The following is a 14,130-nucleotide window of genomic DNA, read 5'->3' as shown; positions in this document are numbered from 1 at the left end:
CCGGGCCGCCACCAGGGCTCAGCCCGGTCGGCGCGCGCCCTTGAACGGCATGTACTTCATCTTGATGTAGCTGACCTTCGAGCCGGGCTTCGGCGCGTGGATGACCTTGCCGCCGCCGGCGTAGATGCCCACGTGGGAGGGCCCGGAGTAGAAGAAGACGAGGTCGCCCTTGCGGAGCTTCGACTTCTTGATCTTCTTGCCCTTCTTGTACTGCGCCTTCGCGCTGTGCGGCAGCTTCTTGCCCGCCGCGCCCCAGGCCTTCATCGTCAGCCCGGAGCAGTCCCAGCGGTTCGGGCCGGCGGCGCCGTACTTGTACTTCTCGCCCAGCTGCTTCTTGGCGAAGGCGAGCGCCTTCTCGCCCTTGGTCTTCTTCTTCTTCTTGGTGGTGCTGGCCTTGGCGGTGCTCTTCACGGCGACGTCCTGCGCCGTGACCGTGGCGCTGGCGAGGGTCGTGGTGCTCGGGACCGGGGCGCTGCTCACCGCCGTGGCGCCGCTCGACGGGACCGGCTCGTCCGCGGACGCGGAACCGGAGCTCCCCACCAGGAGGCCGAGGGACACCGCCAGCGCGACCAGCGCGGTCACGAGGCGGGACGTCTGAACCTTCACGCAAAACTCCTTCGTCGAGCGGAGTGCCGGACGTTATCAACTTGAGATACACCTGTGAAGTCGTCGTGAAATGGATCACCGTTACCGTGATCTGGCCGAGATATCGGCCGGCGGGCAGAACATCTGCCCCCACCGACGGCCGCCGTCCGACGATTTGGGGCCAGGGGTGCGGGCCGCGTACGATGGCGGACGCCGAAGACCGCTGGTCGGCGCCTCCTCGCGGAGGTGCCCGAAGAGCCCGTACGCCGGGTGGCCCGCGCAGGTGAGACCGACCAGCCGGAGCGCGCACCCGATGCGCGGAACACGGCTGCACGACCTCGCTGCGCGTGACCATCCCGCGCCGGGTCCAGCTCCTTCGGAAGCGCTACGCACCGTAGCGTGACGAAGTGGAGGGAGATCCATGGCGAGGCCGGACAAGGCAGCCGCGGTCGCCGAGCTCACGGAGAAGTTCCAGGGTTCGCAGGGCGCCGTGCTGACCGAGTACCGCGGACTCACCGTGAAGGCGCTGAAGGACCTGCGCCGTTCACTCGGTGAGGACGCCACCTACGCCGTGTCGAAGAACACGCTCACCACGATCGCCGCCCGCAACGCCGGAGTCCCCGGCGTCGAGGAGCACCTCAGCGGGCCGACGGCGATCGCCTTCATCGAGGGCGACGCCGTCGCCGTCGCGAAGGGGCTGCGCGACTTCGCACGGGCCAACCCGCTCCTGATCATCAAGGGTGGCGTCCTGGACGGAAAGTCCATGACGTCCGACGAGTTCCGCCGGCTGGCCGACCTGGAGTCCCGCGAGGTCCTCCTGGCCAAGGTCGCCGGTGGCATGCAGGGTGTCCTGCAGCAGGCCATCGGCCTCGTCTCCGCCCCGCTCTCCCAGGCCGCCCGTCTGCTGGCGGCGCTGGAGCAGGCCGCCACCGAGAACCCGGCGGTCATCGCCGGGGCCGGGACGCCCGCCGCGAGCACCGATCCGGAGCCCGACACCACCGCCAGCCCCGTCGACGACGAGGCCGGCACCGCAGCAGCCGCTGCACCCCAGGCGGAGGACTCCGCCGAGACGGCAGCTCCTGCTGCGGACAACAACTAAGAAGGGACTGCCATCATGGCGAAGCTCAGCACCGCCGAGCTCCTCGACGCGTTCAAGGAGCTCACCCTCATCGAGCTCAGCGAGTTCGTGAAGGAGTTCGAGACCACGTTCGGCGTCACCGCGGCCGCTCCGGTCGCCGTTGCCGCGGCCCCCGCGGCCGGCGGCGCCGGCGGCGCTGCCGAGGAGGAGGAGGCCTCTGACGAGGTCGACGTCATCCTCGAGGCGGCCGGCGACAAGAAGATCCAGGTCATCAAGGAGGTGCGCACCCTCACCAGCCTCGGTCTCAAGGAGGCCAAGGACCTGGTCGAGGCCGCGCCGAAGGCCGTCCTGGAGCGCGTCAACAAGGAGACCGCGGACAAGGCCAAGGCTGCCCTCGAGGCCGCCGGCGCCACCGTCTCCTACAAGTGAGCTGATCCCCTGGTCCGCCGGGGGAGAGCACGCTGCACCACCACCGAGGCCCGGTCCCCGTACAGGGGGCCGGGCCTCGGCGCGTCCGGGGACCCGAGCAGCCGGTCGGCCCCGGCAGGCGGCGCGAGACGACCGTCGGCACGGGCGCGTGATCTCCCCTCGGCGAGGTACGCGTCTACTGAGAGCGGGTCGCTCGATCCGGCTGGGCGGTCGCGCTGAGCGTGGAGCTCCGGCTCCTGCGCGATCCAGAGACCCGCTTTCAGCGGCGGAGCCCCCGCATGAACTGCACGGCGAAGTCGCGGTCGGCGCCCTTGACGAGGGCCTGCACGGGCCCGTCCGTCTGCCGACGCCGCCTCGCCAGGCGCCCGGCTCTCCACCGGCCGCGACCAGTGGTCAGCAGTGGCGCGACCCGCCGTGGAGGTCGCCGACCGGTGACCACTGGTCGGCCGGGGAAGGGGCGCGGGTCGCGCGCAGACCCAGGCGCCGGGGTGGTGCGGCAACCGCGAGCGGTACGCGGCGGGGCCGAGCGGCCGGTGTTCCCGATCCCGGCGCGACCTGGACCGGGAAGGCGTACCGGCCGGGCCCTCGTCCAGGAGACCGGCGGCCGCGCGGGGGCCGCGTCACGCCGGCGCGTCCCGCCTGACGACGCGCGCCCGCCACCCCCGCCTCGACTTTCGCGTCGCTCCTTGTCAGACCGCCTCCCGGCGGTATGCTCTTCACCGAGCCGCGCAGATTTGCGTGGTTCGGTTTGGCCTGCTCCCGTGCCTTGACGTGCGCGGTTGTAGCGGCTAACCTTGGGGTTTGCCCTCGCCATCTCCTTCGACCCGGACCGGTTTGTCTCGGGTCGCTTGCCATGCGCGCGGGCAGCAGCTCAGCACCAGCTCGACACCTGGGCTGAGACAACAGCTCAACAGCACCCGAGTGCCTCGGAAGGACACAGCAGTTGGCCGCCTCGCGCACCGCCTCGAAGAACATCAACCCGGTCATCTCGACCACCGGCCGGATCTCGTTCGCGAAGATCGCCGAACCCATGGAAGTCCCCGACCTGCTGGACCTGCAGGTCGACGCGTTCGACTGGCTGGTCGGTAACGCCGACTGGCGCGAGCGGGTGGACTCCGCCCTCGCCGAGGGCAAGACCGACGTGAACAACAAGTCCGGCCTGGAGGAGATCTTCGAGGAGATCTCCCCGATCGAGGACTTCAGCGGCACGATGTCGCTGTCCTTCCGCGACCACCGCTTCGAGCCGCCCAAGAACTCCGTCGACGAGTGCAAGGAGCGCGACGTCACGTACGCCGCCCCGCTCTTCGTCACGGCCGAGTTCATGAACAACGAGACCGGCGAGATCAAGAGCCAGACGGTCTTCATGGGCGACTTCCCGCTCATGACCGACAAGGGCACCTTCGTCATCAACGGCACCGAGCGCGTCGTGGTCTCCCAGCTCGTCCGCTCGCCGGGCGTCTACTTCGAGCAGACCACCGACAAGACCTCGGACAAGGACATCTTCACCTGCAAGATGATCCCGAGCCGCGGTGCGTGGCTCGAGTTCGAGATCGACAAGCGCGACATGGTCGGCGTCCGCCTGGACCGCAAGCGCAAGCAGAACGTCACCGTCCTGCTCAAGGCGCTCGGCTGGACCGACGCGCAGATCCTCGAGGAGTTCGGCGAGTACGAGTCCATGCGGCTCACGCTCGAGAAGGACCACGTCACCACCCAGGACGAGGCGCTCCTCGACATCTACCGCAAGCTGCGCCCGGGCGAGCCGCCGACGCGCGAGGCCGCTCAGGCGCTGCTGGAGAACTACTACTTCAACCCGAAGCGCTACGACCTCGCCAAGGTCGGCCGGTACAAGATCAACAAGAAGCTGGGCCTGGACGCGCCGTTCGACCAGCAGGTGCTGCGGACCGAGGACATCGTCGCCGCCATCCGCTTCATCGTGGCGCTGCACGAGGGCAAGGAGACCCTCGAGTCCCCGCGCGGCGAGCTGCTGGTCGAAGAGGACGACATCGACCACTTCGGCAACCGTCGCCTGCGCACCGTGGGCGAGCTGATCCAGAACCAGCTGCGCACCGGCCTCGGCCGCATGGAGCGCGTGGTCCGCGACCGGATGACGACCCAGGACGTCGAGGCCATCACGCCGCAGACCCTGATCAACATCCGCCCGGTCGTCGCGGCGCTGAAGGAGTTCTTCGGCACCTCGCAGCTCAGCCAGTTCATGGACCAGACCAACCCGGTCGCCGGCCTGACGCACAAGCGGCGTCTGAACGCGCTCGGCCCGGGTGGTCTGTCCCGCGACCGCGCCGGCATGGAGGTCCGTGACGTCCACCCGTCGCACTACGGCCGCATGTGCCCGATCGAGACGCCCGAGGGCCCGAACATCGGCCTCATCGGCTCGCTCGCGTCCTTCGCGCGGGTCAACGCGTTCGGCTTCGTCGAGACGCCGTACCGCAAGGTCGTCGAGGGTCAGGTCACCGACCAGATCGACTACCTGACCGCCGACGTCGAGGACCGCTACACGATCGCCCAGGCGAACGCGGCCCTGACCGAGGACGGCCACTTCGCGGAGGAGCGGGTCCTCGCCCGTCGCCGCAAGGCCGACCCGGACACCGTGCCGGCCAACGACATCCAGTACATGGACGTCTCGCCGCGCCAGATGGTCTCGGTCGCCACCGCGATGATCCCGTTCCTCGAGCACGACGACGCGTCGCGTGCCCTGATGGGCGCGAACATGCAGCGGCAGGCCGTGCCGCTGCTCCGCTCCGAGGCCCCGTACGTGGGCACCGGCATGGAGTACCGCGGGGCCGTCGACGCCGGTGACGTGACCGTCGCCAAGAAGCCCGGTGTGGTCACCGCCGTGTCCGCCGACCTCGTCGAGATCGCCGAGGACGAGGGCACCTACACGACCTACCGGCTGTCGAAGTTCAAGCGCTCCAACCAGGGCACCTGCATCAACCAGCGCCCGCTGGTGAGCGAGGGGCAGCGCGTGGAGAAGGGGTCGCCGCTCGCCGACGGTCCCTGCACCGACAACGGCGAGATGGCGCTCGGCCGCAACATGCTGGTCGCCTTCATGCCGTGGGAGGGCCACAACTACGAGGACGCGATCATCCTCAGCCAGCGGATCGTCCAGGACGACATCCTCACCTCGATCCACATCGAGGAGCACGAGGTCGACGCCCGCGACACCAAGCTGGGGGCGGAGGAGATCACCCGCGACATCCCCAACGTCAGCGAGGAGATGCTGGCCGACCTCGACGAGCGCGGCATCATCCGCATCGGCGCCGAGGTCTCGACCGGTGACATCCTCGTCGGCAAGGTCACGCCCAAGGGCGAGACCGAGCTGACGCCGGAGGAGCGGCTGCTGCGCGCGATCTTCGGCGAGAAGGCGCGCGAGGTCCGCGACACCTCCCTCAAGGTGCCCCACGGCGAGTCCGGGACCGTCATCGGCGTCCGGGTCTTCGACCGCGAGTCCGACGACGAGCTGGCCCCCGGGGTCAACCAGCTGGTCCGCGTCTACGTGGCCCAGAAGCGCAAGGTGCAGGACGGCGACAAGCTCGCCGGCCGGCACGGCAACAAGGGCGTCATCTCGAAGATCCTGCCCGTCGAGGACATGCCGTTCCTCGAGGACGGGACCCCCGTCGACATCGTGCTCAACCCGCTGGGTGTGCCGAGCCGGATGAACGTCGGCCAGGTGCTGGAGACGCACCTCGGCTGGCTGGGCAAGACCGGCTGGGACCTCGAGGGTGTCGAGGGCGAGTGGGCGGCCCGCCTGCGCGACGTCGGTGTCGGTCACGTCGAGGCGAACTCCCGCCTGGCCACGCCGGTCTTCGACGGCGCGACCGAGGAGGAGATCACCGGGCTGCTCAGCCAGACGCTCCCGACGCGCGACGGCGACCGTCTCGTGAACGGCGACGGCAAGGCGCACCTGTTCGACGGCCGCTCCGGGGAGCCCTTCCCCGAGCCCGTCGGCGTGGGCTACATCTACATGCTCAAGCTGCACCACCTGGTCGACGACAAGATCCACGCGCGCTCGACCGGCCCGTACTCGATGATCACGCAGCAGCCGCTGGGTGGTAAGGCGCAGTTCGGTGGCCAGCGGTTCGGCGAGATGGAGGTGTGGGCCCTCGAGGCGTACGGCGCGGCCTGGGCCCTGCAGGAGCTGCTCACCATCAAGTCCGACGACGTCCCCGGCCGCGTGAAGGTGTACGAGGCCATCGTCAAGGGCGAGAACATCCCCGAGCCCGGGATCCCGGAGTCCTTCAAGGTGCTGGTGAAGGAGATGAAGTCCCTCTGCCTGAACGTCGAGGTGCTCTCCTCCGACGGCACCGAGGTGGAGCTCCGCGACTCCGAGGACGACTACCGCAGCAGCGAGGACTTCGGCATCGACCTGTCCCGCCGCCCCGGTGAGGGCTTCGGGGCCGTCGAAGAAGTCTGAGGTCGGCCTCCCTCCGGCGGGCTCGCGGCACTGCTCGCGAGCCCGCCGGGGGACCGGCACCAGTCACACGTTCTGTGAACCACGCGCGTAACGAGAAGAGAGAACCAACAACGTGCTCGATGTGAACTTCTTCGACGAGATCCGCATCGGCCTCGCCACCGCTGACGAGATCCGTCAGTGGTCCCACGGCGAGGTGAAGAAGCCCGAGACCATCAACTACCGCACGCTCAAGCCGGAGCGTGACGGTCTGTTCTGCGAGAAGATCTTCGGTCCCACCCGGGACTGGGAGTGCTACTGCGGCAAGTACAAGCGCGTCCGCTTCAAGGGCATCATCTGCGAGCGCTGCGGCGTCGAGGTGACCCGGAGCAAGGTGCGCCGTGAGCGCATGGGCCACATCGAGCTGGCGGCCCCCGTCACGCACATCTGGTACTTCAAGGGCGTCCCGTCGCGCCTCGGCTACCTGCTCGACATCGCCCCGAAGGATCTCGAGAAGGTCATCTACTTCGCGGCGTACATGATCACGTCCGTCGACGACGAGTCGCGTCACCGCGACCTGTCCTCGCTCGAGGCCAAGATCGACGTCGAGCGCAAGCAGCTCGAGGGCCGCCGGGACTCCGACATCGAGACCCGGATGAAGAAGCTCGAGGAGGACACCGCCGCGCTCGAGGCCGAGGGCGCCAAGTCCGACGCCAAGCGCAAGGTCCGCGAGGGCGCCGAGCGTGAGGTCAAGCAGCTGCGCGACCGTTCGCAGCGCGAGCTCGACCGTCTCGACGCGGTCTGGACCCGGTTCAAGAACCTCAAGGTCCAGGACCTCGAGGGCGACGAGATCCTCTACCGCGAGATGAAGAACCGGTTCGGCCGGTACTTCGAGGGCTCGATGGGCGCCGACGCGATCCAGAAGCGCCTCGACACCTTCGACCTCGAGGCCGAGGCCGTGGAGCTGCGCGACACGATCGTCAACGGCAAGGGCCAGCGCAAGACCCGCGCCCTCAAGCGGCTGAAGGTCGTCTCGGCGTTCCTCTCCACGAAGAACAGCCCGACCTGCATGGTGCTGGACGCCGTCCCGGTCATCCCGCCGGACCTGCGCCCGATGGTGCAGCTCGACGGTGGCCGCTTCGCGACCTCCGACCTGAACGACCTGTACCGCCGCGTCATCAACCGGAACAACCGCCTCAAGCGGCTGCTCGACCTCGGCGCGCCCGAGATCATCGTCAACAACGAGAAGCGGATGCTCCAGGAGGCCGTCGACTCGCTGTTCGACAACGGCCGTCGTGGTCGTCCGGTCACCGGCCCTGGCAACCGGCCGCTGAAGTCGATCTCGGACATGCTCAAGGGCAAGCAGGGCCGGTTCCGTCAGAACCTGCTCGGCAAGCGCGTCGACTACTCCGGCCGTTCGGTCATCGTCGTCGGCCCGCAGCTCAAGCTGCACCAGTGCGGCCTGCCGAAGGCGATGGCGCTGGAGCTGTTCAAGCCCTTCGTCATGAAGCGGCTCGACGACCTCAACCACGCGCAGAACATCAAGTCCGCCAAGCGCATGGTCGAGCGTCAGCGTCCCGTCGTCTGGGACGTGCTCGAGGAGGTCATCACCGAGCACCCGGTCCTGCTGAACCGGGCGCCGACCCTGCACCGCCTCGGCATCCAGGCCTTCGAGCCGCAGCTGATCGAGGGCAAGGCCATCCAGATCCACCCGCTCGTCTGCACCGCGTTCAACGCGGACTTCGACGGTGACCAGATGGCCGTGCACCTGCCGCTGTCCGCGGAGGCGCAGGCCGAGGCCCGCATCCTGATGCTGTCGACCAACAACATCCTCAAGCCGGCCGACGGCCGGCCGGTGACCATGCCCACCCAGGACATGATCATCGGGATGTACTACCTGACGATGCAGAACGACGGCGTCGCCGGGGAGGGTCGTGCGTTCGGCTCGACGTCGGAGGCCCTCATGGCCTTCGACCGCGGCGAGCTGAGCGTCCAGGCCAAGATCAAGCTGCGCCTCGACGGGATCCGGCCGCCGGCCGGCTTCGAGCTGAACGAGCGCGGCTCGATCACGCTCGAGACGACGCTGGGTCGCGCCCTGTTCAACGAGGCGCTCCCGACCGACTACGCCTTCGTCGACTACGAGGTGGGCAAGAAGCAGCTCGGTCAGATCGTCAACGACCTGGCGGAGCGCTACCCCAAGGTCCAGGTGGCCAACTGCCTCGACGCGCTGAAGGACCTCGGCTTCCACTGGGCCACGCGCTCGGGGGTCACCGTGTCCATCGGTGACGTGGAGACACCGCCCAACAAGGCGGAGCTCCTGGCCGGGTACGAGGACCGGGCGAGCAAGATCGACCGCCAGTACGAGCGTGGTCTGATCACCGAGGACGAGCGGCGCCAGGAGCTCATCGAGATCTGGACCGACGCGACCTCGCGGCTCGGTGCGGCGATGGAGGCCAACTTCTCCAAGACCAACCCGATCTACATGATGGTCCACTCCGGTGCCCGCGGGAACATGGTGCAGATGCGCCAGATCGCCGCCATGCGTGGCCTCGTGGTGAACCCGAAGGGCGAGATCATCGCCCGCCCGATCAAGTCGAACTTCCGTGAGGGCCTCTCGGTCCTGGAGTACTTCATCTCCACCCACGGTGGCCGAAAGGGTCAGGCGGACACCGCCCTGCGTACGGCCGACTCCGGCTACCTGACGCGTCGTCTGGTGGACGTGAGCCAGGACGTGATCATCCGCGAGGAGGACTGCGGCACCGAGCGCGGCCTGACCAAGGTCATCGCCACGCAGGAGGGTGACCGCCTGGTCGCCGACGAGCACGTCGAGACCGCGGTGTACGCCCGTACGCTCGCCACCGACGTCCTCGACGCCGACGGCAACGTCCTGCTGCCGGCCGGGGTCGACCTGGGTGACGTGAACATCGCCACCCTGATCGGGCACGGTGTCACCCAGGTGCGGGTGCGCAGCGTCCTGACGTGCGAGGCCGTGACCGGCACGTGCGCCATGTGCTACGGCCGCTCCCTGGCGACGGGCAAGCTCGTCGACGTGGGCGAGGCCGTGGGCATCGTGGCGGCGCAGTCGATCGGTGAGCCCGGCACCCAGCTGACGATGCGTACCTTCCACACCGGTGGTGTGGCGGGTGACGACATCACGCAGGGTCTGCCGCGCGTGGTCGAGCTCTTCGAGGCCCGCCAGCCCAAGGGCAAGGCGCCGATCTCGGAGGCCGCGGGTCGCGTGGCCGTCGAGGACGCCGACCGCTCGCGCAAGATCGTCGTCACCCCTGACGACGGTTCCGAGCCGACCGAGTTCGTGGTGAGCCGTCGTTCTCGGCTGCTCGTCGAGGACGGCGACCACGTCGAGGTGGGCCAGCAGCTCACCGCCGGCACGCCCGACCCGCAGGACGTCCTGCGGATCCTCGGTGTGCGCCGGGTCCAGGAGCACCTGGTCGACGAGGTGCAGTCGGTCTACCGGACCCAGGGTGCGCCGATCCACGACAAGCACATCGAGATCATCATCCGGCAGATGCTGCGCCGGGTGACGGTCATCGAGTCGGGGAACTCCAACCTGCTGACCGGTGACCTGGTCGACCGGCGTGCCTACGAGGGCGCCAACCGCCAGGTCGTCGCCGAGGGCGGCACCCCCGCCTCCGGCCGCCCGGTGCTGATGGGGATCACCAAGGCCTCGCTGGCCACCGAGTCGTGGCTCTCGGCCGCCTCCTTCCAGGAGACGACCAAGGTCCTCACCGACGCAGCGATCAACGGCAAGTCCGACAGCCTCGTCGGTCTGAAGGAGAACGTCATCCTCGGCAAGCTGATCCCGGCCGGCACCGGTCTGGACCGCTACCGCAACATCCGGGTCGAGCCGACGGAGGAGGCGAAGGCGCAGGCGTACTCGATGGTCGGGTACGACACCTTCGACTACGACTTCGGCCAGGGCTCGGGCGCTGCGGTGCCGCTGGAGGAGTTCGACCTGGGCGACTACCGCTAGTCGCACCACCTGCACGACCCCGAAGGGCGGGTCCGGCTCCGGCCAGACCCGCCCTTCGGCGTCCCCGGACATGCCGCTCGGGATCGCCCCCCGAGCTCGTCGAAGGGCCCTCGAGCGGGATCGGCGTGCCCGTGCGCCTTCCGGACCTCGTGCCGCCGCTGTCAGCCCGGTACTCCTGGGCAGACGGGCATGGCTACCGTGACGCTGTGAGCGTCGCCGAGCTGCTGTGGGACCTCCTGGGCAACTGGCAGGGGGTCGAGGAGCAGTCGGCCTCGCCGTTCGCCCCGGCCGCCACGACGCGGGCGATGCTCACGTTCAAGCAGGACCTCGCCGGCACGGCCGTGCTGCAGGACTACCGCCAGGTGCGTGACGACGGCGCCGAGTTCCTGGCCCACGGGGTCTTCCTCGCCGGTCCGTCGTCGCCGGACGCGGTCCTGTGGTGGCTCTTCGACTCCGCGGCGCAGGCGCCTGAGCCCGCACCCGGCACCTGGGCCGGCCGGCACCTCGCCCTCGTCCGCCGCAGCCCGCGGGGCAGCGCCCACCACGACTTCCGGCTCGACGGCCGGCGGCTGGCGTACGCCATCGACCTCGAGCTGGCGGACCAGCCGCGGACGCCCTTCCTCCGCGGCCGCTACGAGCGCGTCAGCGGCCACTGAGCCTCCTGCGCGCGCCCGCTCGGGCTCCGACGCTCCCGCCTCTTAGGCCCCCTTCGCGGCCGCCGCTCCAGGGCTCAGCGGCTGGCTGCGCGCCGGTACTGCAGGTTGGTCAGCGGCACGAAGACCGCCAGGATGATGACGGTCCAGATCAGCGTGTAGAGCGCCGGGTGCTGCAGCGGCCAGGCGTCGCTCGGCGCGACGAGGGCGGTGTTGCCGAACAGCTCCCGCGCGGCCTGGGTGATGGCCGAGACCGGGTTCCACTCCGCGAAGGCCTCGAGCGGCCCGGGGAGCGACTGCAGCGGCACGAACGTGTTCGCCAGGAACGTCAGCGGGAAGATGACGATGAACGACGCCTGGTTGAGCACCTCGACGCTCGGGATCAGCAGGCCGACCCACGCCATCACCCACGAGATGGCGTACGCGAAGAGGAGCAGCAGCAGGTAGCCGGCCAGCGCCTCGCCGACGGAGGTGTGGATCCGCCAACCCACGAGCAGCCCGGTCAGCGACATCACCACGAGCACGATGACGTTGTTGATGACGTCGGAGAGGGTGCGACCGGTGAGAACGGCCGACGGGGCCATCGGCAGGGACCGGAAGCGGTCGATGATCCCCTTCTGCACGTCGTCGGCGAGCCCGGCCCCCGTGGTCGTCGCCCCGAAGATGACGGTCTGGGCGAAGATCCCGGCCATCAGGAACTCGCGGTACTGCTGCGGGTCGCCCCCGGCGATCGCGCCGCCGAAGACGTAGGCGAAGAGCAGCACGAACATGATCGGCGACAGCGTCGTGAACACGAGCAGCTCGGGCACCCGCTTGATCTTGATGAGGTTGCGCCTCGCGACGATCGCGCCGTCGGTGAGCGTGGTGGCCAGGCTCATCGGTCTCCTCCTGCAGTGGTGCGGCCCTGGCCGCCCCGGTCGGGCCGGTCGTCGCCGGTGCTGGCGTGACCGGTCAGGGTGAGGAACACCTCGTCGAGCGTCGGGCGCCGCAGGCCCACGTCCTCGAGGTCGACCCCGGCCTCCGCGAGGCGGCGCAGGGCCTCCGCGAGGGCGGGGGCGCCGCCCGTCACCGGAACCACCACCGAGCGGCTGGCGACGTCGGAGCCGGTCTCGCCGGTGGCGAGGTCGGCGAGGGCCGCGACGGCCTGCTCGACCTGGGCGCCGTCGCGGACCGTGAGCTCGACCCGCTCGCCGCCGATCTGCGACTTGAGCTGGCTCGAGGTGCCCTGGGCGATCACCCGCCCGTGGTCGATGACGACGATCTCGTCGGCCAGGCGGTCGGCCTCCTCCAGGTACTGCGTGGTGAGCAGCAGGGTCGTGCCGCCCGCGACGAGCGACGCGATGACCTCCCACATGTCCAGCCGGGCCCGCGGGTCGAGGCCGGTCGTCGGCTCGTCGAGGAAGATCACCTCGGGGTCGGCGACGAGGGCGCCGGCGAGGTCGAGGCGGCGGCGCATGCCGCCGGAGTACGTCTTGGCCGGGCGGTTGGCCGCGTCGCCCAGGCCGAACTGGTCGAGCAGCTCACGTGCCCGGTCCCGGCTCCGCCGCCGGCCGAGGTGGTAGAGCCGCCCGACCATCTCGAGGTTCTCGTAGCCGGTGAGGTACTCGTCGACGGCCGCGTACTGCCCGGACAGCCCGATCCGGCTGCGCACGCCGGCGGGGTCGCCCACGACGTCGACGCCGGCCACGCGCGCGCTGCCGCCGTCGGGCTGGAGCAGCGTGGTCAGCACGCGCACGGTCGTCGTCTTGCCCGCGCCGTTGGGCCCGAGCAGGCCCAGCACGGTCCCGCGGGGGACCGCGAGGTCGACCCCGTCGAGCGCGACCACGTCCTTGTACCGCTTCGTGAGGCCGGACGCCTCGATCCCCAGGTCCACGGCGCGAACGCTAGCCGCGGGCCCTGACACTTCCGCCTGCTCGGTCCTCTGCACGCCGCTCAGACCCGCCCGGGGCCGCCGACTCATCGGCGGACCCGTGCCAGGGTGGGAAACAGGTCATCGGCACCTGCCCGGACCCACTAGCCTTTCCCCGTGCCCAGGGTCTGCTCGGTCAACGTCGGCAAGGGCATCGACCAGCCGTTCAGCACCAAGACCGGCCGGACCGGCATCGACAAGCGCCCGGTCACGGGTCCGGTCGAGGTGCGGCCCCCGGGGCCCAAGAAGGGCGGGCTCGGCAGCGGGCTGGTGGGGGACTACATCGGGGACGCGCGCCACCACGGCGGCGACCGGCAGGCCGTGTACGCCTTCGCGCGCGAGGACCTCGACCGCTGGGAGCCCGAGCTCGGGCGCAGCCTGTCCGACGGCTCGTTCGGGGAGAACCTCACGACCGTCGGGATCGACCTCGCCGACGCCCTGGTGGGGGAGCGCTGGGTCGTGGGCGACCCCGACGACCCGGAGCGCTCGGTGGAGCTCGAGGTCACCGACCCGCGCGTCCCGTGCCGCACCTTCGCCGGCTGGCTCGCCGAGCGGGGCTGGGTCAGGCGGTTCACGGCGGAGGCCCGGACCGGGACCTACCTCGCCGTGGTGCGGGCCGGGACCGTGCGCGCGGGCGACGAGATCGTGCGGACGTTCGTCCCCGACCACGACGTCACCTCGGGGCTGGTGTTCCGGGCGACGACCACGCAGCGCGAGCTCCTTCCCCGCCTGCTGGCGGCCCGCGCCTACCTCGACGCGGAGACGCTCGAGGTCGTCGAGCGCCACGGCCAGCTCGTCCTCGACGACGCCTGAGGGCTCGGTGCGGCTGCCGCGTCCCGGACGCCGGCACCCGACGCGCCGCGCGTCGGGACGTGCGCGGACCCGGGTCGGCATGGCACCCTTTTGACCCCTTTGGGTCGGCGGGATAACCTAATCCCTTGTGTGTTCGGGCGCGCCCGACCTCTCGCGCGAGCTCCATGGCTGCGACCTCCTGCACGAGGACCGATCAGATCCCTGATCGGCGGTCCTCGGCGGGTGCTCGACCAGCGCAGGTGGTCGCACCCGTGCCCCGGGGACGAC

Annotated in this window: 9 protein-coding genes; 6 read left to right on the top strand and 3 right to left on the bottom strand. The window is 70.0% G+C overall.

All coding sequences use genetic code 11. The annotated features are described in order from the left end of the window. Positions 1–18: 18 nt before the first annotated feature. On the bottom strand, positions 19–606 hold the full coding sequence (locus BMY04_RS18280) for a C40 family peptidase (RefSeq protein WP_091184673.1): 588 nt from the start codon (positions 604–606) through the stop codon (positions 19–21). Between the two features lie 400 nt (positions 607–1,006). Between BMY04_RS18280 and rplJ the strand changes: the two genes are divergently transcribed. From rplJ to BMY04_RS18255, 5 genes are all read left to right on the top strand, one after another. Then, positions 1,007–1,684, top strand: a complete 678-nt coding sequence (gene rplJ / locus BMY04_RS18275) for a 50S ribosomal protein L10 (protein WP_091184670.1) — start codon at positions 1,007–1,009, stop codon at positions 1,682–1,684. A gap of 15 nt (positions 1,685–1,699) precedes the next feature. Then, the gene (gene rplL / locus BMY04_RS18270) at positions 1,700–2,092 is read left to right on the top strand and encodes a 50S ribosomal protein L7/L12 (protein WP_091184665.1); all 393 of its coding nucleotides are present in this window, start codon (positions 1,700–1,702) and stop codon (positions 2,090–2,092) included. 943 nt (positions 2,093–3,035) lie between these two features. After that, positions 3,036–6,521, top strand: a complete 3,486-nt coding sequence (gene rpoB, locus BMY04_RS18265) for a DNA-directed RNA polymerase subunit beta (protein WP_091184661.1) — start codon at positions 3,036–3,038, stop codon at positions 6,519–6,521. Between the two features lie 112 nt (positions 6,522–6,633). Further along, entirely contained in the window at positions 6,634–10,488 is a 3,855-nt protein-coding gene (locus BMY04_RS18260; protein WP_091184658.1) for a DNA-directed RNA polymerase subunit beta', read from the top strand. Positions 10,489–10,694: 206 nt separating this feature from the next. Then, complete coding sequence (locus BMY04_RS18255) at positions 10,695–11,144, top strand: hypothetical protein (protein WP_091184655.1); 450 nt, start codon at positions 10,695–10,697, stop codon at positions 11,142–11,144. 74 nt (positions 11,145–11,218) lie between these two features. On the opposite strand, the gene BMY04_RS18250 is transcribed toward BMY04_RS18255, so the two are convergent. Next, positions 11,219–12,019 carry an ABC transporter permease gene (locus BMY04_RS18250; protein WP_091184650.1) on the bottom strand — a complete coding sequence of 267 codons (801 nt, stop codon included), beginning with the start codon at positions 12,017–12,019 and terminating at the stop codon, positions 11,219–11,221. Continuing rightward, on the bottom strand, positions 12,016–13,014 hold the full coding sequence (locus tag BMY04_RS18245) for an ATP-binding cassette domain-containing protein (RefSeq protein ID WP_332452338.1): 999 nt from the start codon (positions 13,012–13,014) through the stop codon (positions 12,016–12,018). Before BMY04_RS18245 ends, BMY04_RS18250 begins: the two co-directional genes overlap by 4 nt. Before the next feature lie 153 nt (positions 13,015–13,167). On the opposite strand from BMY04_RS18245, the gene BMY04_RS18240 reads away from it, so the two are divergent. Further along, positions 13,168–13,863 carry an MOSC domain-containing protein gene (locus BMY04_RS18240; protein ID WP_091184644.1) on the top strand — a complete coding sequence of 232 codons (696 nt, stop codon included), beginning with the start codon at positions 13,168–13,170 and terminating at the stop codon, positions 13,861–13,863. The last annotated feature ends 267 nt before the right edge of the window (positions 13,864–14,130 follow it).

The organism is Microlunatus flavus (assembly GCF_900110855.1).
In the GTDB taxonomy this organism is placed as follows: Bacteria; Actinomycetota; Actinomycetes; order Propionibacteriales; family Propionibacteriaceae; genus Microlunatus; species Microlunatus flavus.
The sequence above is the reverse complement of the archived record's forward strand: the minus strand, read 5'-3'. Positions and strand labels throughout refer to the sequence as shown.